We start from the raw sequence: 26,339 nt of genomic DNA, 5'->3' as shown, positions 1-26,339 counted from the left end.
CCATCGAGGCGAGCGGACGGGATGTCGCCCGACAATGCCGCCTCACCGGGCTCAGACGCGGGCGGCTTCCTGCACAGCCCTTCGCTTGTCCCAGCGCCGGGCCAGCCGGCGCGCGGGTTCCTCGATCAGCGCGTAGCTCGCGGCGGCCAGCGGCAATGTGAGCGCGGTGGTGAGCACGAGGACGTACAGGAAGCTGCCGCTGAACGGCAACAGGCTGAACACCGGGAACACCATGGACAGTACGACCAGGTGCCACAGGAACACCCCGTAGGACCACCGGCCGAGCACCGCCGCCGTGCGCGATTCCAGCCAGCGATGCGGTGGCGCGTCGGCCGGGCGCAGCACCAGCGGCGCCAGCAGGCCGAAGCCGATGATCGCACCGAGCAGCATTTTCACCGCGTACTGCCACGGCTCGGCACGTTCCAGACCGGCCGGTCCGCCGAACTCCGTCGCCGAGATCAGGAACGCGATCAGCGCGAAGCCCCACATCAGCGGCTGATTCGCCAGCAGCTTCGGCCAGCGGGCATCGGTGCGCAGGCGGTAGATCAGCTCGGCGAGCAGCATGCCCGCCGCGAACCACGGGATGTAGGCGGGCAGCCAGTTGTCGGCGTGGATGGCGTCGGGTGTCGGCACCGGCCACAGGTTCCACGTCAGGCTCACCGCGGCCAGCGCGCACAGCGCCGGGACCCGCCACCGCGCCGACGGACCACGCAGCCGGACGAACGCCAACGCCAACACCGGAAGCACCAGGTAGAAGGCCACCTCCACCGACAGGCTCCACATCTGGGTGAGGCCGTCGGTGAGTGTCAAGGGGACGAACACCTGCAGCAGGAACAGATTCGACACCCATACCCGCAGGTTCGCCGTCTGCGCGGCGCCGGGCAGCAACACGAGCACGAACACCACGACGGCCCAATAGGCGGGCATGATCCTGGCGAAACGGTGCAGCAGGTACCGCGCGGTCGACGGCGCCGCACCCACCCCGTGCGCGGCCGCCGCGTGCGGACGCCACAGCAGGAAACCCGACAGCGCGAAGAACACCGCGACCGCCATGTCGAAGCGCTCCAGAATCGGCCCGAGCACCGGTGTTCCGGATGCCGCGGTCTGGAAAGCCACGTGGGTGACGAGCACGCCGAGCGCCGCCATCCCACGCATTCCTTCCAGGGCGGGGATGAAGGCGCGCGGCGGCGGAACGGGGGCGTGCGGGCTCGTCATCGGGGTCCAGTCTGCCGTGTCGGCGATTTAGCGGGCACAGCGCCGCCTTCCGTCGTCATGGGCTGTTAGTGTCGGCTCAATCCGTGTTCGAACGACGAGGAGAGTTTGCATGGCACTGAGTGCCGGTACCAGAAGGACGGTCGCCTGCGTGCTCGTGGGTCTGGGCGCGGCATTGCTTGTTGCCGCGCTCATGATCCCCACCTACACCGTGAGCAAGGTGGCCAAGACTCCGCTCGACCTCGAGATCACCACCATCGCGGAGAACCAGCCGGGCGAGGACAGTCTCGTCCTCGACTCCAAGTCGCTGACCTCCGGTGACGGTCCGGCCGTTGTCGACAAGAACGTGCCGCTGATCTCGCAACGTTTCGTCACCGTCGAGGAGCCCTCCGACGCCGACAAGATGACGCTGCAGGCGGGTCAGACGCTGCGCCGCACCGATGTGCAGGGTGACACGGGCCTGCTCACCGCGGCCATCGACCGCGTCACCATCTCGCGCACCACCGGCATGCCGGTCGACGAGGAGCCCAACGGCTCCATCGCGGTCACCGTCAACAAGGACGGCAGCGTGATGGAACCGGTGCAGCACACCGGCATCGGCTACCGCTTCCCGATCGGTACCGAGAAGAAGACGTACCCGTACTTCGACATCAACGTGCGAAAGTCCTTCGACGCCAACTTCATCGAAGAGACCGAGATCAACAGCACCAAGGTGTACCGGTTCCAGATGATCGCGCCGGTCACCAGCACCTGGGACGTGGTGAAGTCGCCGACCAACCGGCTCACCCTGCCCGCCGCCAAGTGGGGCGTCACCGATGTGCCCGCCGACGCGCCGGTCACCATGACCCGCTACTACACCAACGTGCGTGACCTGTGGGTCGAGCCGCAGACCGGCACCGTCGTCAAGGGTGGTGAATCGATCCACCTGTTCTACGCGCGCACGGCCGACAAGCCCGAGGTGACCGCGCTCAAGTCGCACATCGTCTTCGACGAGTCGACCGTGGAGTCGCAGCTGGCCATCGCCGAGGAGAACACCGACAAGCTGTCGCTGTTCGGGCGCATCGTGCCGATCGTGCTCGGCATCCTCGGCGTGATCGCGCTGCTGGCAGGCCTGTTCCTCGGTCTGCGCGGTGGTAGCGCTCCGGCCCACGCGTCGCCGCGTGGCACCCGGCCCACGCCCGCGCCCACCGCCGCCGACACCGGCGCCACCCGCTGGGACGGCGACGAAGCGCCGACCACCCAGTTCCCGCGCGGTGACTACGATTCGCCGACCGAACAGATCGACACGAACAAACGCCCCTGAGCGCGACGGTTCACGACGGCCCTGGTCACCGACCGGGGCCGTCGTCGTTTCGCGCGGTGCGCAACACGACCAAGGCGACGATCGTCGTGGTGACGGCGGCGACGCAGACAGCGATGCCGATGAGCGAACCGATGCTGTCGGCGAAGGCGAGCATCAGCGCGACCTCCACGGCCAATCCCACCCAGGTGACCATCGCCAGGCCGGTGCGTTCCACCGCGATCGCCGACAGCAGCGCACCCTGCAGGACCGCGAGCATGGCGCCGTGCAGCGCGAAAATCCACAGCATGCCTTGGATGGGCGAGTAGTCCTGACCCGCGAACAGGGGCGCGAGCGGAGCGGCCAGGGCGGCGCCGACGACCGCCACGATGCCGATCAGCGACAGCACCGACAGGGCGTCGCGGATGGCGCGGGCCGAATGCGTCGGCTGGGCCATGCGCGGGTACAGCACCACGCCAACGGCCTGCGGGAGCCAGAAGGCGATCTTGGTGGCGATGGTGCCGAGGGAGTAGCGGCTGGCGTCGGCGTCGTCGAGGACGATGCGCACGACGATCAGGTCGGCCGAGGACAGGGCCATCAGCGCGGCCTGCACCTGAACCGCGCGCAATACCGGCAGGACGCCGATCGCATCCGGATGTGCGCTGCCGAACAGGCGCGCCGCGAGCGAGTGTGCACCGGACTTTCGGGTGCGCGAGTCGGCTCGGCTCGGAGTGGTGGCGCGCCATGGCTCGGCGATCGACTCGGCGCGACTCGCTGGATCTGTCGAATCTCGCATCGGTGTGGCCGTCGACGCGGCCCGACGAGGTGATGCGGAATCGCGCGGCGAAGCGGTCGCTGGTTCGCCTGTGGTCGCCGAACCGACGATGCGGCCCGCGACGATCGCGGCGACGACGAGCCCGCCTGCTGCCGCGAGCAGGGCACCTGCGGATCCGCCGCCGAGGGCGAGGGCGATCAGCGCAGGCGCGACGCGAGCGGTTCCAGCCAGCGCGAGAACGGTGGCCAGCGCACGGAACTGGTTGGCGCCCTGGAGGATTCCCTGTTCACCGGACAGGATCACCAGAGCGGGAGCGGCGCCGAGGGCAGCGGCCGCAGCCGGCACACCGACGTGCAGCACCGTCGCGACGACCGGGATCAGCACCACCGCGACCGCCGCGACCAGTGCCGCGCACCGCCACTGCATCGCCCGCACCGCGCGCAGACCGGCGCCGCGCACCACTTCGCGCGCCACCACGTTCTGCATCGCCAAGGCGGGCACCGCGCACAACAACTGGACCGCGAGCAGACTCGCGAACTCGCTGAAGCCGGTCACACCGAGCCAGCGACCGGCCAACATCTGCAGCAGGTAACCGGCGACATTGGCGGTCATCGCGCCGGCCGTGACCCACGTCAGATCGGCAACAACAGGGGGGCGGCGGACCGAAGACACGCCCCATCGTCGCACCTCATCGCCCATGCGGTGAGCGGTACCCCGAAATGTGAGTCCGAGCGGACTCACCTCGAGCTTCGCTTCCGGAGCGCCGGCGCGTTCGAGGCGAGGCCCTTCGGGTGGTCGGTCCAGATCAGGGTGGGCCCCGCTGCGCTCCCCGCAGCATCTAGGGTGCTCTGATGTGACAGGTAGCGCGAGGCTCTGGGTTGCCGCGTACTGCGCGCTCCTCACGGCGGTGATCGTCGGCCCGCTGGCAGGCTCCGGGTACCTGCTGCTGCGCGACGCGGTGAGTACCCCGCGCTCTTATCTGACGGACTCCGCGCTCGGGCTCGGCGCGGCGGCGCCACGCGCGGTGCCCCAGGACGCGCTGCTCGCCGCCCTCTCCCCCGTCGTCGACGGCGGCATCCTCGTCAAAGCCATCCTGATCGTTTCCCTGTGGTCGGCCGGTTACGGTGCCGCCGTCCTCGCCCGCCGTTTCGTCGGCGCGACCACCGGGCCCCAACTCGTGGCGGCGACCCTCGCACTGTGGAATCCGTTCGTCGCCGAGCGGTTGCTCCAGGGGCACTGGAGTCTGCTCGCCGGGTACGCGGCGTTGCCTTGGACGGCGTTGGCGGCGGTGCGACTTCGCGAGTCGGGGTCGGTGACCGCGTCCCGACGAGGCCGAGACAGCCGCGCCTGGGCGGACTCGAATGGGCACGATGTCGGCAGCGGTCATGAGATCGCCGGGGAAGGTGCAGGCGGTGTCGCAACCGAGATCGGTAGTGACGTCACCGGCGTAGAACGCGAGCACGACATCGGCGGCTCGAACAGCGGAGCCGACCTCGCACACACCGAGGTCGGCGACGACCAAGACAGCCCGGGGGCCGGCCCGGAACGAGCGAGCCGGCAGATCGAGGTCGCTTCCGGCGCTCGCGCTCGTCGGCTTCGAGTCGATGTAGGCCAATGGGCTGCGTTGGTCGCGGCGTTCGCGGCTGCCGGGCTCACGCCGACCGGGTCGTTGTTGGCGGCGATCATCGGGTTGGCGCTGGTCGGGCGGCGGAATCTGGTGCCCGCCGGCCTGCTGTGGGTGCTGACCTGCGCGCCGTGGTTGACGGCGACCGCGTTGGGGGCCGGTGCCGAACCGTCGGATCCCGAGGGGGTTTCGGCCTTCGCGGCGCGGGCGGAGCCGTGGTTGGGGACGTTGGGGAGCCTGGCCGGGCTCGGGGGGATCTGGAACGCGGAGGCGGTTCCGGCCAGTCGGACAACGCCGGTGGCGTTCGTCGCCACGATGTTGTTGCTCGGGATAGTCGCGCTCGGAGTGCGGGCGGTGTGGGCGCGGGGGCACCGGGCGCTGCTGGTCATCGCGGTGGTGGCCGTGGTCGTGCCCGCGCTCGGGGCGACCAGCGGGGGGATCGCGGTCGGCGAATGGTTGGTCGCGCACGTGCCCGGTGCGGGGTTGTTGCGTGACAGCCAGAAATACGTGGCGCTCGCGATGCCGGCGTATGTGTTGTGTGCGGCGGCCGCCTGCACCACCGTGCTCACCTTCGCCCGCAGGTTCGCGCCGACGATCCAAGACGGTGCACGAACCGGAAAAGCCGCTGTCGCAACATTTTTCATCGGACTGCTGATTCTCCCTCTCCCTGATCTGACCTGGGGCGTCGGCGGCGAGATGCGCCCCGTCCACTACCCCGCCGGCTGGGAAAAGGTCGTCGAACATATCGACGCACCGGGCGACGTAGCCGTCCTCCCCGCAGGCATGTTCCGCCGATTCCCCTACAGCGGAACAGCTCCCGTCCTCGACCCGGCCCCCCGCATCCTGCCCAACGACGTCCTCCAAACAGGCGAACTCCGCGTCCGTGGCTACGCCGTAGCAGGCGAAGGAAACCGCGCCCGCACAGTTGAAACGGCATTGCTCGAAGGTGCCCCCGCCACCGACCTAGCCGCCCTCGGCGTCGGCTGGATCCTCATAGAACGCACCACCCCCGGCCCCCTCGGCGCCTCCCGATCCACCCTGACCACAACCCAACTCACCTACGAAGACCCCGACCTAGCCCTCTACCGAATCCCCAACCCAACCCCCACCGACACCGCAACCCCCACCCAACGCCGAATCTCCGCCACCGCCCACCTCCTCTGGGCCACCCTCCTACTCGGAGCCCTCCTGACCGCCGCCCTCCGCCGAAAACCCAACTGACGGAGTGTCACCCGGCCAGCCGCCCGCGCGTCCCGGAACACGCCGCGTCAAGATGGCCACATTCGAGTGACGATCTAGTTCGCTCGCTATGGTCACCGCGGGAGATCGGGGCGCAGACTGTCGACGACGTGTTCAGCGACTGATCGCCGAGGGGGCGACGAGGCCGGTGGTGTAGTCGCCTCGGGCCGCTGCGGCGAGGACTTCGTAGACGCCGGAACCTGTTTGTTCCCAGGAGAATTCGTGGGCGCGGGCGCGGGCCTTTTCGCCCATCATGGAGCGGGTTTCCGGGTCGGCGAGGAGGTCGGCGGCGGCTCGGGCCAGGGCGGGGGCGTCGTCTACGAGCAGGCCGGTGACGCCGTCGACAATGGAGTCGGTCAGACCCCGGGAGCTGCGGTAGCCGATGGTGGGTACACCGTGCTGGGCGGCTTCGATGACGGCCAGGCCCCAGCCCTCCTTACGGGAGGGCATCACGTGCACCCACGCGGTGGACAGGATCTCGTGCTTGCGGCGTTCGTCGACGTGGCCGTGGAAGGTGACGGCGTCGGTGATGCCGAGCTCCTCGGCGCACGCGCGCAGGTTCGGCGCCCACCAGCCGTCGCCGATCACGTCCAGGTGCACATCGGGGAAGCGCTCGCGCAGCGTGGCGACGGCGGTGAGGGCGTCTTCGATCTGCTTGTGCGGGACGAGACGGGACAGCACGGCGATGCGTGGGTGGGTGGCGCGGGTGCTCGTGCCGCCGGGGACGACCTCGGCGGGCACCGGCTCGGCACCGTTGCGGACGACGGCGATGCGTTCGCGGTCCACCCCGAGCACCGACAGCTCCTCGGCCGAGGGCAGCGACACCGTGAGGTACTGGTTGTCGCGGTGCACGCGCGGCGACAGCTTGGACTCGATCCACCAGCCGATCCGCCCGACCAGCCGCCCGGCGACCGGCCACTGCTCACGATGCCCGTGGTGCACGAGCACCACCGACGGCACACCGGTGACCGCCGCGAAGAACGGGATGCCGTTCTGGGTGTCGATCACCACGTCGGGCCGCACACCGCGCAGCGGGCCGACACCGAGCCGACCTGCGACGATGGCGGCCAGCGCGCGCGGGTACACGGTGAAGCGACCACCGGCGCGGCTGATGTCGATGCCGTCGATCCGCTCGCGTCGCGACGCACCGGGGTACCCGGCCGTACGCAGGGTGACCTTGACCCCACGGGCCGCCAGCTGCGCACCCACCTGCTCCAGGTACCGCTCACTGCCGCCGCCCTGTGGGTGCCCCGTGTCACGCCAGCACAACAGGAGGACTTCACGCACGGTCGGGCTCGCAATCGGATCGGCTTCGGACAAACGTCGGCCACCACCCTAGCGGGTGTGGCCCACGCGACACGGCAATATCACCGCCGAACACGCACACGGCCGCGATGTGCCGCCGCCGAGCCCCTAAACTCCTGCCGTGCCGACCGCATCCCCGCCGAGAACCGACCAGCCGGGCCGAGCCCCCCGCTTCGCCCGTCGCGCCACGCTGCGCCGCTCCCTGCGCCTGCTGACGAGCTTCCGGTTCGAGCAGTCCGACCCGGCCAGGTTCTACGGCGGCATCGCCACCGACAGCGCCGAGATGATCGACGACTACTACGCCGACATCACCGGCCACGATCTCGCCGGAACCGTCGTGCTCGACGTCGGTGGCGGACCCGGCTACTTCGCCGACGAGTTCACCGCACGCGGTGCGCGCTATATCTCGGTGGAACCCGACCCGTCGGAGATGCATGCCGCCGGCCTGCGGGTGGCCGGTTCGGTGCGCGGCTCGGGCATGGCACTCCCCTTCCGCGACAACGCCTTCGACGTGTGCTTCTCCTCCAACGTCGCCGAACACGTCCCCGAGCCGTGGGCGATGGCCGACGAGATGGTCCGCGTGACCAAGCCCGGCGGGCTCGTCGTCTACTCGTACACGGTGTGGCACGGGCCGTTCGGCGGGCACGAGACCGGGCTGTGGCATTACCTCGGCGGCGAGTACGCGGCCCGAAGGTACGTCCGTAAGCACGGTCGTGAACCCAAGAACAGATTCGGCAGGTCACTGTTCGCTGTCACCGCCGCCGAGGGTTTGCGCTGGGCGGCAACGACATCGGCGGACGTGCGAACCGTTTTCCCTCGTTATCACCCGCGCTGGGCGTGGTGGCTGGTTCGGATTCCGGTGATTCGCGAGCTACTCGTGAGCAATCTCGTTGTGGTGGCGATGAAACGGTGACTCAGGCCAGCCAGCTCAATCGCCGCGTCCGGCGCACCGGCTCGGGTAACGAACTGGCCCACGGGGATTCCTGAATCGCGAGGCCGACGGTCTCCAACGTGGTCAGGCCGACCTGATCGGCGAGCGCGCCGACCATCGCGACCGCCTCAGCGGCCTGAATGGCGGCAGTTGCCTGCTCGATCGTCAGTGTGCGGCCCGGAAGGAATGACACAACCCATCCTCCACTGCCCACACTCTTCGCTTGATGGTCGGTCTGGTCGCTGGTCATCAACGATCGGCCGATCACTTGCACAGCCATGAGTCGGTCTCCCCAATTCGCTGTAAAGGTCCGATGAATCGAGCGAGCTGATCAGTAGCTAAAGCATCCCCTTTTCACCACGAGAACGCAATAGTGCGTTTTCCCGAAAAGCGAACCGACGGGTTGGAATTCGCGCACTTCAGAGTGCCCGCGACCAGGCAAAGTAGAACGTGTTGCAGACAATCCGGCCGCCAAACTGTAACGTGTTCTCATGCACTACGACAGTCTGTTCATCGGCGGCAAGTGGACCACCCCGGCCGGTAGTGACCGCATTCCCGTGGTCTCACCGGCCACCGAGGAGACCGTGGGCAGCGTGCCCGCGGTAACGAAGGACGACGTCGACGCCGCGGTCGCCGCGGCACGCGACGCCTTCGACAGCGGACCGTGGCCGAAGAAGGATCCACTGGAACGAGCCGAGGTACTCGGCAAGGCCGCGCGGCTCATCGAGCAGCGTTCCCCGGAATTGCTCGCCGCACTCACGGCCGAGATGGGCGCAACAACGGTAGGCGCCTTGACATTCAACCAAATTCCCGCCGTCGCGGCGCTCGACGCGTTAGTCTCGCTCGCTAAGACCTTCCCCTGGAACGAGACTCGGGTCGGCCCGTTCGGAACTACCCGTGTGTCACGGGAACCGCGCGGTGTCGTCGCCGCTATTACCGCGTGGAATGTTCCGATGTTCCTCGCGGTGAACAAACTCGCGCCCGCATTGCTCGCCGGGTGCACGATCGTGCTCAAACCGTCGCCACTCACCCCGCTCAGCGCGAATATCCTCGCCGATATCTTCACCGAGGCAGGCGTGCCGGACGGCGTGATCTCGGTGCTGCCCGCCGAGGCGGAGGCGAGCGAATACCTGGCCGGTCATCCCGGCGTCGACAAGGTGACCTTCACCGGAAGTACCGCCGTCGGCCGGAAACTCGCCGCTCTCGCCGGCGAACAACTCAAGACCGTTTCCCTCGAATTGGGCGGCAAGTCGGCCGCGATCATCCTCGACGACGTCGATCTGGCGGCGAGCATTCCCGTTCTCGCGTTCTCCGGTCTGATGAACAGCGGCCAGGGCTGTGTCGCGCAGACCCGCATCCTCGCACCGCGCAGCCGCTACGAAGAGATCCTCGACGCGCTCGTCGCCCACGTGAGCACCCTGAAGACCGGTGACCCCACCGACCCGTCGGTACAGTTCGGCCCACTGATCAGCGAGCGCCAGCGCGAGCGCGTGGAGGGCTACATCGCCAAGGGCAAGGCCGAGGGCGCGCGGCTGGTCCTCGGCGGCGGCAGGCCCGACGGCGTGGAGCGCGGCTGGTTCGTCGAGCCGACGATCTTCGCCGACGTGGACAACTCCAGCACCATCGCCCAGGAGGAGATCTTCGGGCCGGTGCTGTCGGTGATTCCCTACGACACCGAGGACGAGGCCGTCGCCATCGCCAACGACTCCGTGTACGGCCTGGCGGGCTCGGTCTGGACCACCGACATCGAACGCGGCGCGAAGATCGCCGCACGGGTGCGCACGGGCACCTACGCGATCAACTGGTACGCCTTCGACCCCACCGCGCCGTTCGGTGGGTACAAGAGTTCCGGCATCGGCCGCGAGAACGGGCCCGAGGGCCTGGACGCCTTCTGTGAGCAGAAGTCGGTGCTGATGCCGATGGGCTGGACCGGCTAGTCCTCCGGCATCACTACCCGCAGCACCGGCTGGGCACGTACCTCGCCGTTGGCGGGCAGGTCGACCACGTCGACGCGCCATCCGGGTGGCAGGACTCGCTGCAGGCGACCTGCCACCCGGTGCAGTGGCGTGCTCGAGCAGGTGTCGTCCTCCGGGCGGGTCACCAGATCGGTCATGCGTCAACCACCTCTCAGCGTCGATCTCAACGGAGTTTGCTCGGGGATGGTGCGACGTTCACAGAAACCTGACTGGGAATATAGGTGACGGCGATTCCCTTGCCCCAGCGACTCTCTGTCATCGAAATAGGTACCCGAAATTCACACGGGGGAATCGTCTTATTTTGTGCCCGAAAGGAAACTCCGCGTCGGGAAAGTGGGTCAATGACGCAATGAGCGTCGATATGCGGACGGTGTAAGCCCGGTGGCCGCACGTAAGTGTTCGCGCAGGGCCGTCACACTGCCGAAGCCCGATCGCTGGGCAACGGTCTCCACGGTGAGCGTGGTTCGCTCGAGCAGTTCCCTGGCCCGTCCGAGCCGTTGCGCGTCGAGCCAGGCGCGCGGCGTGGTGCCGACCTCGGCCTTGAAGCGGCGGATGAAAGTCCGCTCGCTCATCAACGCGTGCGCGGCAAGCGCTGAGACATCAACGGCGTCCACGGGATTGGCCGCTGCCCAATCGAGCGTGGCCGCCATGCCACCGTGCGCCGCGACGCGAGCCATCGGCCGCGGAATGTACTGCGCCTGACCACCTTCGCGGTGCGGCGGCACCACGTTCCAGCGGGCGAGGTCGGCGGCGGCCGCGGCACCGAGTTCGCGGCGCACGATGTGCAGGCACAGATCCAATCCGGCGGACAGGCCCGCCGAGGTCAGGATGTCACCGTCGTCGACGTAGAGGGCGGTGGGGTCGAGTTTCACGGCCGGGTAGAGCTGGGCGAATTCGTCGCAGTAACCCCAGTGGGTGGTGGCCGGGCGGCCGTCGAGCAGCCCGGCCTCGGCGAGGACGAAGGCGCCGATACAGATACTGGCGATGGTTGCGCCCCGGGCGGCGGCCGCACGCAGGGCGTCGAGCGCCGGGGGTGGGGTGGGCAGGGTCGGGAGGCCGATGCCGGGGACCACGATCAGATCGGCGTCGGCGAGCAGCTCGACACCGTGCTCCACCCGCAGCTCGAAGCCGTTCGGTGTCCACACCGGGCCGGGCCGCACACCGCAGGTTCGCATGTCGAAGCCGGCGGGCTCGCCGGTCCGGCCCGGTCCGTGGCGGAAGATCTGGACCACGCACGCGAGGTCGTAGGTCATCACGCCGTCCAGGGCGAGTGCGGCCACCGAGATCACTCCCCGAGTTTGGCACGAATCCGGGCACTGCTGGCATGCCTGCCACTCGTTCTCCCCGCCCCGCTCCGGCTTTGCTTGACGCAGGCACGACAAGGGAGATCTGATGACGAATCCGGCAGGCCTCGATTGGACCTGGGCACAGCGCACCGGCGGGAACCTCACCGCGGCGCAGCGCCGTCGGCTGTTGGCGGTACTCGGGCGCACCGTACCGAGATTCGCGCCGGGATGGCTGCGCTTGGCACTCGGTCGGCGCGGCACCGGACGCGTCGAGGACGTGCGGCTCCCGGACACCCGGCTGGCCAGAGAGGCGGAACTACATGCGCGCGAGGAGCTTTCGGGCGCACTGCTGGCGCATTCGTTCCGCACCTACTTCTTCGGTCGCGCTCTCGCCGACCTCGACGGCGCCGAGTACGACGACGAAATCGCCTACGTCTCCTGCCTGTTGCACGACATCGCCCTCGAAAAGCCCACGCCTGGCAGGTGTTTCGCGGTGGTCGGCGGGGAGAGCGCGGTCGGCCTCGCCCGGCGGCACGGTGCCTCCGCCGAACGGGCCGCGACCATCGGTGCGGCCATCGCCGCCCATCTCACCCCCGGCATCGCGGCGAACCTCGGCGACCCGGGCGGTTTCGTGTCCGCGGGCGCGTCGGTGGACGTGCTCGGCGATCGGCTGGCCGACCTCGATCCCCGGTGGGTCGGCGAACTGCTCACCCGGCACCCGCGCCACCAGCTGAAGAAGCACCTGACCGCGTTGTTCGCCGCCGAAGCCGCCGCGGTCCCCGAAGGGCGGGTGGCCTGGCTCATGTCGACCGGATTCACCCAGTTCATCAAGTTCGCGCCCTTCCCCGAATAGCACGAAACCGCCCGCACCGGAAACCCGGTGCGGGCGGTCGTTGTTCGGGGGATCAGCCGAGGCGCTGCTTGAGCGCCTCGAACTCGTCGCGGACGCCCGAGGGGAGCCGGTCGCCGATGAACTCGAACCATTCCTCGATCGACGGGATCTCCTGGCGCCACTCGTCGGCGTTCACCGCGAGGGCCTCGTCGACATCGGCCGGGTCGACATCGAGGCCGTCCAGGTCGAGGTCGGCGGCCGTGGGGACGTGACCGACGGGGGTGGACGACGCGCCGGTCGAACCCTCGATGCGGCCGACGATCCACTCCAGCACGCGGGAGTTCTCACCGAATCCGGGCCACAGGAAGCGGCCGTCGGCACCACGACGGAACCAGTTGACGTAGAAGATCTTCGGCAGCTTGGTGGAGTCGGCGTTCTTGCCCAGTTCGATCCAGTGGTCGAGGTAGTCGCCCACGTGGTAGCCGAGGAACGGCAGCATCGCCATCGGGTCGCGGCGGACGGTGCCGACCTGGCCCTCGGCGGCGGCGGTCTGCTCCGAGCCCATGGTCGCGCCCATGAACACGCCGTGCTCCCAGCCGAACGACTCGGTCACCAGCGGGACGGTGGTCTTACGGCGACCACCGAACAGGATCGCCGAGATCGGCACGCCCTGCGGGTCGTCCCACTCGGGGGCCAGGATCGGGCACTGCGACATCGGGGTGCAGTAGCGCGAGTTCGGGTGCGCGGCGTGCGTGCCGGACTCGGGGGTCCAGTCGTTGCCCTTCCAGTCGATGAGGTGCTGCGGGTCGCCTTCCAGGCCCTCCCACCACACATCGTTGTCGTCGGTCTGGGCGACGTTGGTGTAGACGGTGTTGCCCGCATCGATGGTGGCCATCGCGTTGGGGTTGGAGCTGTGGTTGGTGCCCGGCGCCACGCCGAAGAAACCGAACTCCGGGTTCACCGCGTAGAGGCGGCCGTCCTTGCCGAAACGCATCCAGGCGATGTCGTCGCCGAGGGTCTCCGCGCGCCAGCCGGGGATGGTCGGCTGGATCATCGCCAGGTTGGTCTTACCGCAGGCGCTGGGGAACGCGGCGGCGATGTAGTAGGCCTTGTTCTCGGGCGAGATCAGCTTGAGGATCAGCATGTGCTCGGCCAGCCAGCCCTCGTCGTGGGCCATCGCCGAGGCGATACGCAGCGAGTAGCACTTCTTGCCGAGCAGCGCGTTGCCGCCGTAGCCCGAGCCGTAGGACCAGATCTCGCGGTCCTCGGGGAAGTGGGTGATGTACTTGGTGTCGCTGCACGGCCACGGCACGTCGGCCTGGCCCTCGGCCAGCGGAGCGCCGACGGAATGCAGCGCCTTCACGAACGGACGATCGGTGCCGAGCTTGTCCAGCGCCGCCTGGCCCATGCGGGTCATCACGCGCATCGAGACGACCACGTACTCGGAGTCGGTGATCTCCACGCCCAGCTTGGGGTCCTCGGCGCCGAGCGGGCCCATGCAGAACGGCACCACGTACATGGTGCGGCCCTTCATCGAGCCGCGGTACAGCTCGGTCATGGTGGCGCGCATCTCGGCGGGGTCGACCCAGTTGTTGGTCGGGCCCGCGTCGGCCTCGGTCTTGGAGCAGATGTAGGTGCGCGATTCCACGCGAGCCACATCGGAGGGGTCGGACAGGGCGAGGAAGGAGTTCGGTTTCTTCTTCTCGTCGAGCTTCTTGAACGTGCCCGCTTCGACCAGCTGCGTGGTCAGGCGATCCCATTCCGCGTCGGAGCCGTCGGCCCAGACAACGCGGTCAGGCTGAGTGAGCTCTGCGACTTCCTGTACCCAGGCGAGCAGTTCACTGTGCTCGGTCGGCGCGGTGCCGTCGGATCCACGAAGACCAGGAATGGTCGCTGAGGTCATGAAAACTCTCCTGAGATGGGCGGGGGCGCCACCGTGGCGGGAAGACGTCCGGCAGCGAACCAGCCACCGCACAACCCCAATGGACGGCGTACAGGGCCGCACACGGACGGAGCCGCGCATCGACTGGCACGGAGCAGGACGCCCAGGTTCCTGCTTAAAGGTTAACGCGATCTGACGATCGATAAGGAATCGGGTTCGCCCAACCTAGTACCCATCGGCGGGTGGACCAATCGTTCTCGTCACACCTGGTCGAGTGTCGCGATATCGCGTTCGCAGGCGGAAAGTTGTGCGGGCCGCTCCGCGGCGAGGCGCCGGACGAGCGTGTCGAGCTCGGCGATGCGCCGGTCCACAGCCACCGCGCGGGCCGTGGATTCGCGGACGACATGTTCGGCCAGCTCCGCCTCCACGTCCACCAGAACGGCCGCGACACGCTGCTCGAGCTGGGCTTTCACATTCACCAGCGCCTCCGACACCCACTGTGACATGTGACTGCGTTCGGCCAGTTGCCCGCGCGCACGCACCACCCATGCCGCCGCACCGGCGCCGAGCAGCAACGCCACCGGCACGCTCGCCACGTCGAGCGTCGGCACCAGCGACAGCGGCGCGACGATCAACCGGCCTAGACCGACACCGGCCGACGCGCCGAGCGCGATCACCAGGTGATCTTCGACACCACGGTGCCTCGGCGTGGGTTCCGGACCCACTCTGGGCGCCGCGTCGTAGCGGCGCTGGGCGGGTGCGGCGGTGCCGACGCGCCGCGCGGTCTCGAGTACGCGCTCGTCGATGGCGGCGTCGACCGCGGCCGACAGCTCACCGGCGGCCTGCTGCAAGCGCTCGGGGTAGGCGCGCAGTTCGGTGCGGTCGCAGCGGTCGAGCTCGGCACGGGAGCGCATGTGCAGGGCCCGGACCATGGCCCCCACCTCGGTCGACAGGTCGACGCGGGCCAGCTGCACCTGGCTGCGCACCGCCGCGAGACCGGTCTGACGGCCGCCGTCGCGCTCGGCGAGCAGAGCGACCCGCTCCTCCCGGATGCGCGCGGTCTCGGTGCCCGCGCGCAGTGCGGTGATCTGTTCGGCGATGCGGGCCCTGGTGTCGGCGAGCACCCGGGCGAGCACGGCGGCACGGCGTCGGGCGCCGTCGACCGGGGTCTGCGCGGTGGCCGCGGCGAGGGCGGCGTGCAGGGCACCGAGACCGGAACGGTCGAGCAGGGCGGAGTCGTCGGCGGCGCGGGCAGCGGCGGCCAGCCGGGCCGAGACGGCGAGAACGTCGAGGTCGTCGCTGCCGCGGGCGGCGAGCAGGGCGAGGCTGCGCTCGCGCATCGCACGCCAGTCCTGATAGGCGTGGAAGCCGTTCATGGCGAGCAGGATCGGGGCGCCCGCGCCGCGCAGGCGGTCGATGAGGGCGAGCAGGTCGGCACCGATCACGCTGCCCGCGTCGAACAGGATCAGGGCCGGGGCGGGTTCGGTGGTCGGGGTGGCCGGGTCGATCAGGTCGATGCGCGGTTCGAAGCGGGCGAGCTCGGTGCGCAGCAGGGTGGTGTTGGCGTCGTCGGGGGCGTAGAACAGCACGCTCGCGGCGGCGCCGGAACCGGCCATCGCCCGCAGCAGCGCCTTACCCTGCGGGTTCCATCGTTCGATGACGGCGTCGACGTCGGCGGGCAGTGCGGTCTCGTCAGAGTCCGGCACTGCTCATCCGCTCCCAGGCTCTGATGTACCCGTTGTGCACGCGCAGCGCGGCGCGGCGGGCGGCGGGTGGCATGTCGCTCGACACCACCGCCCGCCAGCGGGTGGCGCGCGAGAGCGCCTCGTCGGCGTCGTCGGGTGCGGGCGAGGGGTATCCGGCGGCCAGGTGGGCGACCTGCGGGCAGGCCAGCCCGGCGCACAGACCGATCCACAAGGCCTCGTCACCGGCCAGGTACTGCTCGATCAGCGCGCGGGCGCGACCGCCGTCACCGGGGACGGCGCGTGCGGCCAGCCGGACCAGCTCGTCGAGCAGTTCGCCCCCGCGCACGGCTTCGACCTGCTCGTATCGGCGGTGGACCAGCCGGTGCAGCGGGTCGATGCCGCCTGCGGAGTGCAGGATCTGGATCAGCGCGGCGGAGGTGAGATCCGGGTCGGCGCGCAGCGCGGTGAGCGCGCAGTCCACGCCGTAGAGGTCCCAGTTCTCGATGAGGCGCCTGCGGGCGTCCTGATCGGAACCGGCACCGATGAACAGGTCGGCGGCCAGCACCGACGGCACGTCCGGGCCGACCGCGAGCCTGCGCAGGTCGCTCAGGTCGGCCGCGTCGACGCTGCCCGCCCGGGTGCGCGCCGCCAGCGAGGCGACCACCGGAACCACCGGCAGTCGCAGCTCACGGGCGAACCGTTCGGCGGCGGCCACGGCGTCACCCCAGCGCGAACCCATCGCGTCGGCCTTGTTCAACACCACGATGCCGCGGTCCCTCGGCAGCGTTTCCAGTACCCGCAGATCGGCCGCCTGCGGCGCGCCGGCCAGCACATACACCACCAGATCGCCGTCGAGCACGGGGTCGGGCAGCTCGGGCTGGTCGACCGGGTCGGTCTCCTGCGCGGACAGCAGTGCCAGCGCCGCGAGGACGGTGGTCCGTCCGCTGAGCGCACGCCCCGCAACCTGGATCCGCAACGGCCTGCGTCTGCGGTGCACTGCCTCCACGAGCCGCTCGGCGATCACCGGGTCGGTTCCCCCACCTGCGCCGAGGTCCGAGATCAGCTGATCGAGCTGGTCGGATGGCCGTGTCTGTGCGGTCATGGTCCCTGTCGGCATTTGCGCGCACCCCCTTTTCGGAGGGCATTCTGTCAGATCCGGCGTGAGGCGGCTGCGACGTAACTCGGCGCATGCTGGACAATGGACGACGTGAACGACGCCGCCAACCACCCTGTCGAGTCGGTTCCCGGGCCGCCGTCCACTGCCCCGGAGCACCTGAAGCTCTCGGAGATGCCGAACGAAGCGGGCCGCCGCTCGACCACCGGCTCCCGGCTCTACCCCCGCGTGACGAGCTTCCGCTCGCGGCGAGGGGCATTGACGCCCAACCAGCAGGCCTCCTGGGAACGCACCTGGCCGGTGATCGGCCGGGACGTGTCCAACGAGCCCATCGACGCCGACGCCTGGTTCGGGCGCAGCGCCCCGCTGGTCATCGAGATCGGTTGCGGAACCGGTACCGCCACGGCCGCCATGGCCAAGGCCGAGCCGCATCTGAACCTCATCGGCATCGAGGTCTACAAACCGGGCCTGGCCCAGCTGGTGCAGCAGGTGGAACGCGAGGAGATCGGCAATATCCGGCTGCTGCGCGGTGACGCCGTCGACGTGCTGGAGAACATGGTTGCCCCGGAGTCGCTGACCGGTGTGCGCGTGTTCTTCCCCGACCCGTGGCCCAAGGCCCGCCACCACAAGCGCCGCCTGCTGCAGGCGCCGACCTTCGCGCTGATCGCGAGCAGACTGAGGCCCGGCGGTGTGCTGCACGTGGCGACCGACCACGCCGACTACGCCGAACACATTCTCGAAGTAGGCTCACAGGAACCGCTGCTCACCGGCCTGAACGACACCACAGGTGGCGACAGCGCGGCCAACCGCGACACCGCGCCGATCGGGTTCGACCGGCCGGTCACCAAGTTCGAGGGCAAAGGCCTGCGTGCCGGAAGCGTCATCAACGAGTTCATATGGGGGAAGATCGAGAGATGAGCGTGAGTGAGATCGCCCCCGAGATGCCGGAACTCGACCAGTCAGGTGCCGGCGCCGAGGCGTTGAGCGGTTCCGGGCCCGATGTCCGGCGCGTGCTGCTCGTCTGGGACGCGCCGAACCTCGACATGGGACTCGGCGCCATCCTCGGTGGACGTCCCACGGCCGCTTATCGTCCCCGCTTCGACGCGCTCGGCCGCTGGCTGCTCGCCAGGACCGCCGAGCTGTCGGTGGGTTCCAAAACCCGCATCGAAGCCGAAGCAACCGTCTTCACCAATATCGCCCCCGGCACCGCCGACGTGGTCCGCCCCTGGGTCGAGGCCTTACGCAACGTGGGTTTCGCGGTCTTCGCCAAGCCGAAGATCGACGAGGACTCCGACGTCGACGCCGACATGCTCGCCCACATCGCCATGCGGGCCCGCCACGGCGGACTGGCCGGAATCATGGTCGCCTCCGCCGACGGTCAAGCCTTCCGGGAACCACTGGAAGCCATCGCCGCCAAGGGAACCCCAGCTCAGGTACTCGGATTCCGTGAGCACGCGAGTTGGGCTGTCACTTCCGATACTCTCGAGTTCGTCGACCTCGAGGACATCCCGGGAGTGTTCCGGGAACCGCTACCGCGGGTGAGCCTCGATTCGCTGCCCGACGAGGGCGCATGGTTGCAGCCCTTCCGGCCGCTTTCTGCGCTACTCACATCTCGCCCTGGTCAAGGAGTCGCTTAAGTGTTCACCCGCTGGGGCGATCTGGTCTATCGGTTCCGATTCGCCGTCATCGCGGTGGTCGGGGCCGCGTTGTTGGCGCTCGGCGCCTACGGCATGGGCCTCGGCCCGCGTCTGACGCAGAGCGGCTGGTTCGACCCCGGCTCGGAGTCGGTGCAAGGCGCGGAGATCGCCGACCAGTCCTTCGGCCGCGACCACATGGCGGATGTCATCGTCATGTACAACGCCCCCGAGGGCAAAACGATCGACGACCCGGAGTTCCGGCAGAAGGCCGTCGACAGCCTCAGCAAGGCTGTCGCCGATCACCCCGACCACATCGACAAGATCAACGGCACCTATTGGAAGGTGGGCGATGCGCCCGCGGTGCCGTCGGCATTCGGGTCCAAGGACAAGAAGCACGCATTCGCCTCGATAGCCATCATCGGTGACAACGACACCACCGTCATGGCCAACTATCGCGCTGTTCAGGGTGCCTTCGACATCCCCGGCGTCGATGTCGAGGTCTCGGGTTTGCAGCCACTAGGCGTAACCCTGACCGACACTCTCGACCACGACTCCAAACGCATGGAGCTGCTGGCCTTTCCGGCGGTGGCGGTGCTGCTGTTCTTCGTCTTCGGCGGCATCGTCGCCGCCGCCCTGCCCCTGATCATCGGTGGTCTGACGATCATCGGCGCGAACGGCCTCGTCATGGGGTTGACCAACTTCACCGAGGTCAACATCTTCGTCGGTGGCGTCGTATCGATGATCGGCCTCGGTCTGGCGATCGACTACGGACTCTTCATAGTCAGCCGGTTCCGAGAAGAGCTGGCCGAGGGATACGACACGGCCGCCGCCGTCCGAAGATCGGTGATGACCGCCGGTCGAACCGTTGTCTTCTCCGCGACCATGATCATCGCCAGCCTGGGCGGCATCCTGATCTTCCCGCAGGGCTTCCTGCGGTCGGTCGCGTACGGCACGATCGCCGCTGTCTCGCTGGCCGCGCTCACCGCGATCACGATCCTGCCCGCGATGCTCGGCATTCTCGGTCCTCGCGTGGACATGCTCGGGCTCAAGCGATTCCGCAAGACCAAGACCGCCGACCAGATCGAGAACGGTTTCTGGGGCAACACGACCCGCTGGGTCATGCGGCACCCGCTCAAGATCGCCATTCCGATCACCGTCGGCCTGCTGCTGCTGATCATCCCGGTCAAAGACCTGGCATTCGGCGGCATCAACGAGAAGTACCTTCCACCGGACAACTCGACCCGTGTCGCGCTCGAGCACTTCTACGAGGTCTTCCCGCAGAAGAAGACCGATCCCATTCAGCTGGTCTTCGTCTCGGACAACACCACCGCGATCGGCAAGGTGTGGAAGGAAGCCAACCAAGCGCCCGGACTGGTCGGCCCGTTCGAGGTCCCGGTCAAATCGCCCACTGACGCAACGGTTTTCCGCACCTCCGCCACTCTCGTGGATCCCACGGGTAGCGCCGAGCAGACGATCGACTACATCCGCGCGATCGAGGTGCCGGACGGCGTCACGATGTATGTCACGGGTCAGCCCGCGCTGATGGCCGACAGCATCGACACACTGCTGGATTTGATGCCGTGGATGATCTTGCTCGTGCTGGTCGCCACGACCGTACTGATGTTCCTGACGTTCGGCTCGCTGGTGCTGCCGTTGAAGGCCGCCTTGATGAGCGCGCTCGGTCTCGGATCAACGCTCGGCATCCTGACCTGGATATTTGTCGACGGTCACGGCGCAGGCCTGCTGAACTTCACGCCACAGCCGATCAGCGCGCCGGTCTTGATGCTGATCATCGCGATCATCTACGGCCTGTCGACCGACTACGAGGTCTTCCTGCTGTCGCGCATGGTCGAGGCACGTGCGCAGGGGGCATCCACCACGGAGGCCGTGCGGATCGGAACCGCGCAAACCGGTCGGATCATCACCGCCGCCGCGCTGATTCTCCTCGTGGTGACCGGCGCGTTCGCCTTCTCCGACATGGTGATGATGCAGTACATCGCCTACGGAATGATCGCCGCGCTGTTCCTCGACGCCACCGTTCTACGCATGCTGCTCGTCCCCGCGATCATGAAACTGCTCGGCGACGACTGCTGGTGGGCGCCGAAGTGGATGAAGCGGATTCAGGAGAAGATCGGCCTGGGCGAACCCATCCTCGATGACGAACGCCCGCAGAAGGGCACCGTCGTCGACCTGGTGAAAACCACCCCGATCACCGACCCGCCGACCATGCAGATGGTCTCGGTCCCCGACGCCAAACTGGCCAAGACACCGCGTCGTCCGCGCACGGTGGCCGAGATCGAGGCCGAAGCGCCGACTCAGCGCATCGACAAGATCACCGAGTCCGCCGAACCGGCCCGGCCGCGCAAGCCGATGTCGCCGGATCCCACGCGGCCGCGCGCGTCGATGCTGTCGGGTGAGCCGACGCGGGTGTTGCCGGTTGTGCAGCCCGGTTCGGCGAAGCCGGTCGGCGCCGACGACGAGCCGACGCAGATGCTGCCTGCTGTGCAACCGGATTCGCCTGCTCCTGAGCCGGGCAGCGAAAATCGCCCTGGCCGTGGGGATTCCGGCATGCCGACGGGGTCGTCCGAAGGCGGATCGAACCGTGGGGATACGGCCACTCCCGAGGAGCCGACCGCGTTCCGATCGGGACGTGGGGAAACAGGCGCTTCCGGGAATTCGACTGCGATCCGGCCGGATCATGGTGCGGTCGCGCCTGGGGATCCGGTGGTGGGAAACCGTTCCGACCACCAGGTTTTCGGCGCAGGTTCCGAAACCCCTGCTCCCGGCTCGGCAGCCGGAGACGATCAGCGGTACCCGAGCTCGACACCCGTCGATCCAACCGCGGGGAACCATTCGGGCCGTGCGGAATTCGGTGTCGACGGTGTGATCGGCGGTTCCGGACCGGCCGATGTGGCATCCCCGGTCGATGGTGTGATCGGCGGTCTCGACCTGCCCGATTCCCGGGGCAGCGAGGCCGCGCCGCGCGGTTCGGAGCGGGTCAAGCCGCCTGCGGGATACAGTCCGACGACGCCTCGTATCTCGACGCCCGGCACGCCTGTCGGTGGTGAATTCCCCAGGGACACAGCCGAATCCCGTCCGAGCATCGTCGCTCCCGCTCGGCCGAGCACCGATACGCCGCGCCCGGTGACGCCGTCGCCGAGCATCGTGAACACGCCACCTCCCGTGACACCGCCGTCGGGCATCGTGAACACGCCGCCTCCGGTGACGCCACCGCCCAGCATCGTGCACCCACCGACACCGCGTCCGGTGCCGCGTCCTTCCGACTTCCCGGCGGGTGGAACCTTCAACGGGTTCACACCGCTTCCGCGAACCGGCGAGGACGAGGCGGTTCGCCCCTCCGAGGATGCATCGGGCCCACAGGCACCCGCCGCCGACCGGATCAGCCGCCCCGCTACGGATGATGCCGCGCGCGAACCGGACTCACGTCCGCAGGCTTTCGTTCCGCCCCAGCCCGATCTGACCGCGACACCCGGTGCTCACCGCGCGGATGCGCAGCAGGCCGCCGAGCCGGCGTCCGATCTCCCGGAATTCCCGGACCTTCCGATGCGCCGCCCCGCGCCCGAGGAGCGCGACGCGCAACCGCAGACCCCGGCTGCCCAGAACGTCTTCGGCACTCCGGTTCCCGTCGACCCACAGCAACTTCCGTGGACCGACGGCGTCCCCGGTGATGCGCAGACCGCCGAGGCAGCGGAGCCGCCGATGTCGGCCGGTGCGTCGTCGATGTGGGCGTCGATCGACACTGCGCGACGGTCGGCGCAAATAGGTTCCCCGGACAACGCGCAATCGACCGAGAGCCGTACGCCGCAGGACCCTGCCGCGCGGGAACAGGCTGCCGCACAATCGGATACGAGTCGCACGCCGAACGTTCTGCGTCCTCAGGTCGCACCGCCCGGATTCACTCCGGTGTCTGCGCCGGAGCCCATGTCGCCGGAATCCCGTCCGGCCGAGCCGGAATCCCGCGCGGACGGCGATCCCGAAACCGCCCCCTTCACCGCAGCCGACGAGGTGGGCGATCAGGGCGCCACCGGTGGTCACGCGACCGGCGAAAGCCCGCGGACGGCAGGCGGATGGCAAGCACCGCCCGGATTCACGCCGATCCCGAATTCCGATGCGGCAGAGCCGTCTTCACCGTCCACCGGGGACGCGAGCGGCGAGGCCGTCCCGGAAAACGGCTCGACGGCAACTCCTGAGGACGACCCCCAGGCGGACACCCGCACGGAGATCGAGAACTGGATGGCGCAACTGCGTTCCTCCCGTCGCGGCAGCACTCCGGTCGACGAGGGCCGCCACCACGGCGACGGCCGCACGGTGAGCGTCAACGAACTCCTCCGCCGTCGCAACGACGAAACTCCGTAAGACCCACTCCGACAAGAACTCCGGCCACGGCCCTTCCGGGATCGCCGTGGCCGGAGTCGTCTGCGCGGACAGCTGACCGTTCGGAACCGAACCTCGCTGCAAGATGATTCGATCACCGCTTCGAACCGGTGTGGTCGGGCGTGGCGAAGGCTTGGGCGTAGCGGGTGCCGGTGAGGAGTAGGAGGGTACCGACCGCGAGGAAGGCCGCGACGCGGAGGAGGCCGGAGAGGGTGGCCAGGTCGAAGAGGAAGAGTTTGGCGAGGGCCGCCGCGACCACCAGGAGGCCGGAGGCCAGGCACACTTTGGCGACGGCGGGGGCGGTGCGGAGGTTGCGCAGGCCGACGAAGAGGGCAGTGGTCGCGGCTGCCATCCAGATGATGGTCGCGATGCTGTGGCCGATGAGGAAACCCTGTGTGCCGCTGAGGGCTACACCCATCGAGACCGTCGCCACCAGGACGAAGTACAGGCCGGCGAGGCTGACGGCGACCCACGTTCCGGTGACGAGCGCGTTGTTTCCGCCGGGCAGTCGCCGCACGGCCCAGGCGACCATCGCGGCGGTGCCGAGGCCGAGCAGTGCGGCGATCACCGTTGCACCGTCGAGATGCCGGATCGCGAGGGTTTGTGCCGCAAGGGTTTCCGGGTCGGCGATCGCGAAGAGCACCAGTCCGCCGAGCAGGGCGAAGGCAACACCGAGAACTGCGCAAACCCGGTTTCGGCCGGCTGCGGCGACACCGAGGAACGCGAGCGCGACTGTGAACAGCGCGGTCGGCAGGAAATGCGGATTGCCGCCGGTCGCCGTGATGCAGGTCTGCAGCAGCGCAACCGCACCGGTGAGCGCCGAGACCAGAGCCGTGTGACGTGGGATGTTCAGCCGTGCGGCCATTTCCGGTCGCAATGCGGTCGCGGCCACCGCGAGGAGCACGCAGGCCAGCACGCCGGTGAGGGACGCGGAGACCGCCCGGTCGAACAGCGGCGCAGCGGCGAGTACCGGCAGTGCGGTGAGGGCGATGGTCACGCTGGCGGTGATGTCCCCGGTGCGACGCCGCACCGTCAGCAGAGCACCGACGATTCCGACCACCGCACACGCGACCGCCGCCATCAGCAGCCCTTGCCGCTGCGCTGCCTCCTCCCCGGCAATTCCCGCCTCGAAGCCGCTGACAGCGATCAACCCGAGGGCGGCCAGTACCACCGGCAGGGCGCGCGCCACATGCAGCACCGGCCAGTCCCGCCGCAGCTGCACCGGCACCCCGGCCGCCTGCAACACCACGAGAAACGCGAGCAACATCAACTCGCTCGCCACCCCGGGCGACAACACCGCCGCCCCGACCACAACCCCCACCGCCAACGGCTGCGACTGCCACCGCATCGCCAACCCGAGCCCCACCAGCGCCACAATCAACGCCACGCCGAACCCGACCCCACCCGGCACCCAGCGGTAAAAGCCGGTCACCGCAACAACATCCAGGTACAGTCCCGCGATACCGGTGGAAACCAGCGCCAATCCACCGACCCGCCCGCCGGCCCGCCCCATCACGCGGCAACCCACGCCGACCAGTGCCACCGAAAATGCCGCACCCGCAACAACTCTCGCCACCGGCCCGAAGAACCCTGCCTGAGCGGCGAGCACCAACAACATCAACACCCCGATCAAGGTGACCCCGGCCCCAGCCACCGCCAACACCCGAGCAATCACCCCTTCCCGCTGCCACCACGCAACCGGAGGGTCTGTCGGCGCCCGCCCTGTCCGCACCGGCCCACGCTGCCCGGAGCCAGGTCCCCAACCGGTCGAAGCATCGTGCGGCGACTGGATGTGCGTCCGCGCCCCAGGTGCATAACCCGTCGCCGACCCTCGCACAGCGGGCCTTGGCGCTGGAAACCCAGCCGCCTCGGCCCCGCTCTCCACCGAATCCCAGGACGACGGGGAACCAGGCACCCCATGGCCCTGCACCGCAAATCCGGACGGCTCCGGACCGCCCCACGGAGATCCGAGTGCCCCGGTCCCCGATTCAGGTCTGGGACCGACGGAAGACCCACCCGAGCTCGGCCGACCATGCCCGGGAAAACCTTGGGCCGTGTTCTCCCACGCTCGCTGCCCTTGCCCGCCCGGCCGACCCGCCGCATCCCACGCTGCCCGATCAATACCATCGCCGGAACCGGCAGCGGGTTGTGCGTCGCCGCGAACCGCGGCACCCGGCGAAGACCAACCACTGGCCGCGGCCAGCCGAGCCTGCGCGAGCAACCAGCCGGCGGACTCCTGTCCAGTCGGCACTCGCCCACCGGTTTGCGTACCGACCGACTGCCCGGGCCGGCTCAACTGTTCACGCAAAACGCCCAGATCCGCACCGACACGGCCCAATCGCGCCCCGAGGGTCGTCAGTTCATCCGACAGGCGTGCGACCAGCGCAGGATCGATGGCGTTCATGACCCCATCGTCCGCGTACCCCGCTCGCCGGGCATGAGTAGAACCACCCGGGTGGGGTGGTTCTTCCTACCTGATCATTGGCCGAGGAAGCGGCGCCACTGCACCATCAAGGGGTACTTGGCGGTGACGGAGCCGAAGCGGACGCGGCCGTGCACCACCAGGTGCAGTGGGCCGATGGGAGGGCCGGTGCGGACGCGGTTGTTGGCGCTGGAGCCGATGAGGGCGAGGCCGTTGAGGTCGACGGTCGCGGCGGCGGGGACGAGCAGGGTGAGACTCGTGCAGTAGTCGTCCACCTGGATTTCGACGACCTGGGTCTGCATCACGGCCGAGGTGAAGTCGAGGGTGACCCCCGACATCAGGCCGTTGAGGTGCAGTCTCGGCGGCACCTGCCACGGCCCGCGCCGCTGCACGCTGGAGAGCCTGCTGCGGATGACGGCCGGGTCGGTGCCGCCAGGTACCGGGGTGTGGCGAGGTTTGGGCATGGCGGCCGGTTGGGGCGCGCCCGCGACTCGCATGCCGGGCAGGTCGACGAGGACGGCGTTCAGTTCGCCGCGTGTCTTGGCCGCGAGCGCGGTGTCCATCCGCTCGGTGAACTCGCCCAGCGACAGCATGCCGAGGCCGACGGCGCGCTGCAGCAGCTGGCCGACGTGTTCGCGTTCGGAATCGGAGACGCGCAGGTCGCGGTCGCCGACCGGGCCCGCCGTCGGTGTGCCGGGGACGAAGGCGTTGGGAGCGAAGAGGGAATCGGGACCACCCATGTTTC

At 68.9% G+C, this 26,339-nt stretch carries 18 protein-coding genes and 1 pseudogene; 8 read left to right on the top strand and 11 right to left on the bottom strand.

Going from position 1 to position 26,339, the window contains the following annotated elements; all coding sequences use genetic code 11:
- Positions 1 to 51: 51 nt before the first annotated feature.
- On the bottom strand, positions 52 to 1,215 hold the full coding sequence (locus tag AB0I35_RS02175) for an acyltransferase (protein ID WP_357393555.1): 1,164 nt from the start codon (positions 1,213 to 1,215) through the stop codon (positions 52 to 54).
- Positions 1,216 to 1,324: 109 nt separating this feature from the next.
- Between AB0I35_RS02175 and AB0I35_RS02170 the strand changes: the two genes are divergently transcribed.
- Entirely contained in the window at positions 1,325 to 2,515 is a 1,191-nt protein-coding gene (locus tag AB0I35_RS02170; protein ID WP_357393553.1) for a DUF3068 domain-containing protein, read from the top strand.
- Between the two features lie 25 nt (positions 2,516 to 2,540).
- Here AB0I35_RS02170 and AB0I35_RS02165 read toward each other — a convergent pair whose 3' ends face one another.
- Positions 2,541 to 3,878, bottom strand: a complete 1,338-nt coding sequence (locus AB0I35_RS02165) for a polysaccharide biosynthesis protein (RefSeq protein WP_357393551.1) — start codon at positions 3,876 to 3,878, stop codon at positions 2,541 to 2,543.
- Positions 3,879 to 4,119: 241 nt separating this feature from the next.
- On the opposite strand from AB0I35_RS02165, the gene AB0I35_RS02160 reads away from it, so the two are divergent.
- Positions 4,120 to 6,111, top strand: a complete 1,992-nt coding sequence (locus AB0I35_RS02160; RefSeq protein WP_357393549.1) for a hypothetical protein — start codon at positions 4,120 to 4,122, stop codon at positions 6,109 to 6,111.
- 132 nt (positions 6,112 to 6,243) lie between these two features.
- On the opposite strand, the gene AB0I35_RS02155 is transcribed toward AB0I35_RS02160, so the two are convergent.
- A complete protein-coding gene (locus AB0I35_RS02155; RefSeq protein WP_357393547.1) occupies positions 6,244 to 7,416 on the bottom strand; it encodes a glycosyltransferase family 4 protein in 1,173 nt (390 codons plus the stop codon).
- A gap of 139 nt (positions 7,417 to 7,555) precedes the next feature.
- On the opposite strand from AB0I35_RS02155, the gene AB0I35_RS02150 reads away from it, so the two are divergent.
- Positions 7,556 to 8,347, top strand: coding sequence for a class I SAM-dependent methyltransferase (locus tag AB0I35_RS02150; protein WP_357393545.1), 792 nt, complete (start codon positions 7,556 to 7,558; stop codon positions 8,345 to 8,347).
- A gap of 1 nt (position 8,348) precedes the next feature.
- On the opposite strand, the gene AB0I35_RS02145 is transcribed toward AB0I35_RS02150, so the two are convergent.
- Entirely contained in the window at positions 8,349 to 8,558 is a 210-nt protein-coding gene (locus AB0I35_RS02145; RefSeq protein WP_357393543.1) for a hypothetical protein, read from the bottom strand.
- Positions 8,559 to 8,856: 298 nt separating this feature from the next.
- On the opposite strand from AB0I35_RS02145, the gene AB0I35_RS02140 reads away from it, so the two are divergent.
- The gene (locus AB0I35_RS02140; protein WP_357393541.1) at positions 8,857 to 10,302 is read left to right on the top strand and encodes an aldehyde dehydrogenase; all 1,446 of its coding nucleotides are present in this window, start codon (positions 8,857 to 8,859) and stop codon (positions 10,300 to 10,302) included.
- Here AB0I35_RS02140 and AB0I35_RS02135 read toward each other — a convergent pair.
- A complete protein-coding gene (locus AB0I35_RS02135; RefSeq protein ID WP_357150668.1) occupies positions 10,299 to 10,478 on the bottom strand; it encodes a hypothetical protein in 180 nt (59 codons plus the stop codon). The genes AB0I35_RS02140 and AB0I35_RS02135 overlap by 4 nt on opposite strands.
- Positions 10,479 to 10,679: 201 nt before the next feature.
- Positions 10,680 to 11,630 (bottom strand): helix-turn-helix domain-containing protein, encoded by a 951-nt coding sequence (locus AB0I35_RS02130; RefSeq protein WP_357393539.1) that lies wholly within the window; start codon positions 11,628 to 11,630, stop codon positions 10,680 to 10,682.
- 103 nt (positions 11,631 to 11,733) lie between these two features.
- Between AB0I35_RS02130 and AB0I35_RS02125 the strand changes: the two genes are divergently transcribed.
- Positions 11,734 to 12,480, top strand: coding sequence for an HD domain-containing protein (locus AB0I35_RS02125; RefSeq protein WP_357393538.1), 747 nt, complete (start codon positions 11,734 to 11,736; stop codon positions 12,478 to 12,480).
- 52 nt (positions 12,481 to 12,532) lie between these two features.
- Here AB0I35_RS02125 and AB0I35_RS02120 read toward each other — a convergent pair whose 3' ends face one another.
- The 3 genes from AB0I35_RS02120 to AB0I35_RS02110 all read right to left on the bottom strand — a co-directional run bounded on the left by AB0I35_RS02120 (position 12,533) and on the right by AB0I35_RS02110 (position 17,128).
- The gene (locus AB0I35_RS02120) at positions 12,533 to 14,362 is read right to left on the bottom strand and encodes a phosphoenolpyruvate carboxykinase (GTP) (RefSeq protein ID WP_067497193.1); all 1,830 of its coding nucleotides are present in this window, start codon (positions 14,360 to 14,362) and stop codon (positions 12,533 to 12,535) included.
- A 239-nt stretch (positions 14,363 to 14,601) separates the two neighbouring features.
- Entirely contained in the window at positions 14,602 to 16,047 is a 1,446-nt protein-coding gene (locus AB0I35_RS02115; RefSeq protein WP_357393536.1) for a hypothetical protein, read from the bottom strand.
- A complete protein-coding gene (locus tag AB0I35_RS02110) occupies positions 16,034 to 17,128 on the bottom strand; it encodes a hypothetical protein (protein WP_357393535.1) in 1,095 nt (364 codons plus the stop codon). Before AB0I35_RS02110 ends, AB0I35_RS02115 begins: the two co-directional genes overlap by 14 nt.
- A 186-nt stretch (positions 17,129 to 17,314) precedes the next feature.
- Between AB0I35_RS02110 and trmB the strand changes: the two genes are divergently transcribed.
- From trmB to AB0I35_RS02095, 3 genes and pseudogenes are all read left to right on the top strand, one after another.
- Positions 17,315 to 18,058, top strand: coding sequence for a tRNA (guanosine(46)-N7)-methyltransferase TrmB (trmB, locus tag AB0I35_RS02105; RefSeq protein ID WP_357394147.1), 744 nt, complete (start codon positions 17,315 to 17,317; stop codon positions 18,056 to 18,058).
- Positions 18,055 to 18,777 (top strand): NYN domain-containing protein, encoded by a 723-nt coding sequence (locus AB0I35_RS02100; RefSeq protein ID WP_067497765.1) that lies wholly within the window; start codon positions 18,055 to 18,057, stop codon positions 18,775 to 18,777. The genes trmB and AB0I35_RS02100 overlap by 4 nt, the downstream gene beginning before the upstream one ends.
- Positions 18,778 to 21,651 (top strand): annotated as a pseudogene (locus tag AB0I35_RS02095) (MMPL family transporter); the annotation flags it as partial. It abuts the gene before it with no gap.
- Between the two features lie 1,615 nt (positions 21,652 to 23,266).
- Here the strand turns inward: AB0I35_RS02095 and AB0I35_RS02090 are convergent.
- Positions 23,267 to 24,826: a DUF2339 domain-containing protein gene (locus AB0I35_RS02090; protein WP_357393533.1), complete on the bottom strand. Its 1,560-nt coding sequence runs from the start codon at positions 24,824 to 24,826 to the stop codon at positions 23,267 to 23,269.
- 824 nt (positions 24,827 to 25,650) lie between these two features.
- Positions 25,651 to 26,334 carry a DUF1707 domain-containing protein gene (locus AB0I35_RS02085; RefSeq protein WP_357393531.1) on the bottom strand — a complete coding sequence of 228 codons (684 nt, stop codon included), beginning with the start codon at positions 26,332 to 26,334 and terminating at the stop codon, positions 25,651 to 25,653.
- Positions 26,335 to 26,339 lie beyond the last annotated feature (5 nt).

The organism is Nocardia sp. NPDC050378 (assembly GCF_040655675.1).
GTDB classification, from domain to species: domain Bacteria; phylum Actinomycetota; class Actinomycetes; order Mycobacteriales; family Mycobacteriaceae; genus Nocardia; species Nocardia coubleae.
Note: the sequence above shows the minus strand (reverse complement) of the source record. Positions and strands in the feature narration are given on the sequence as shown.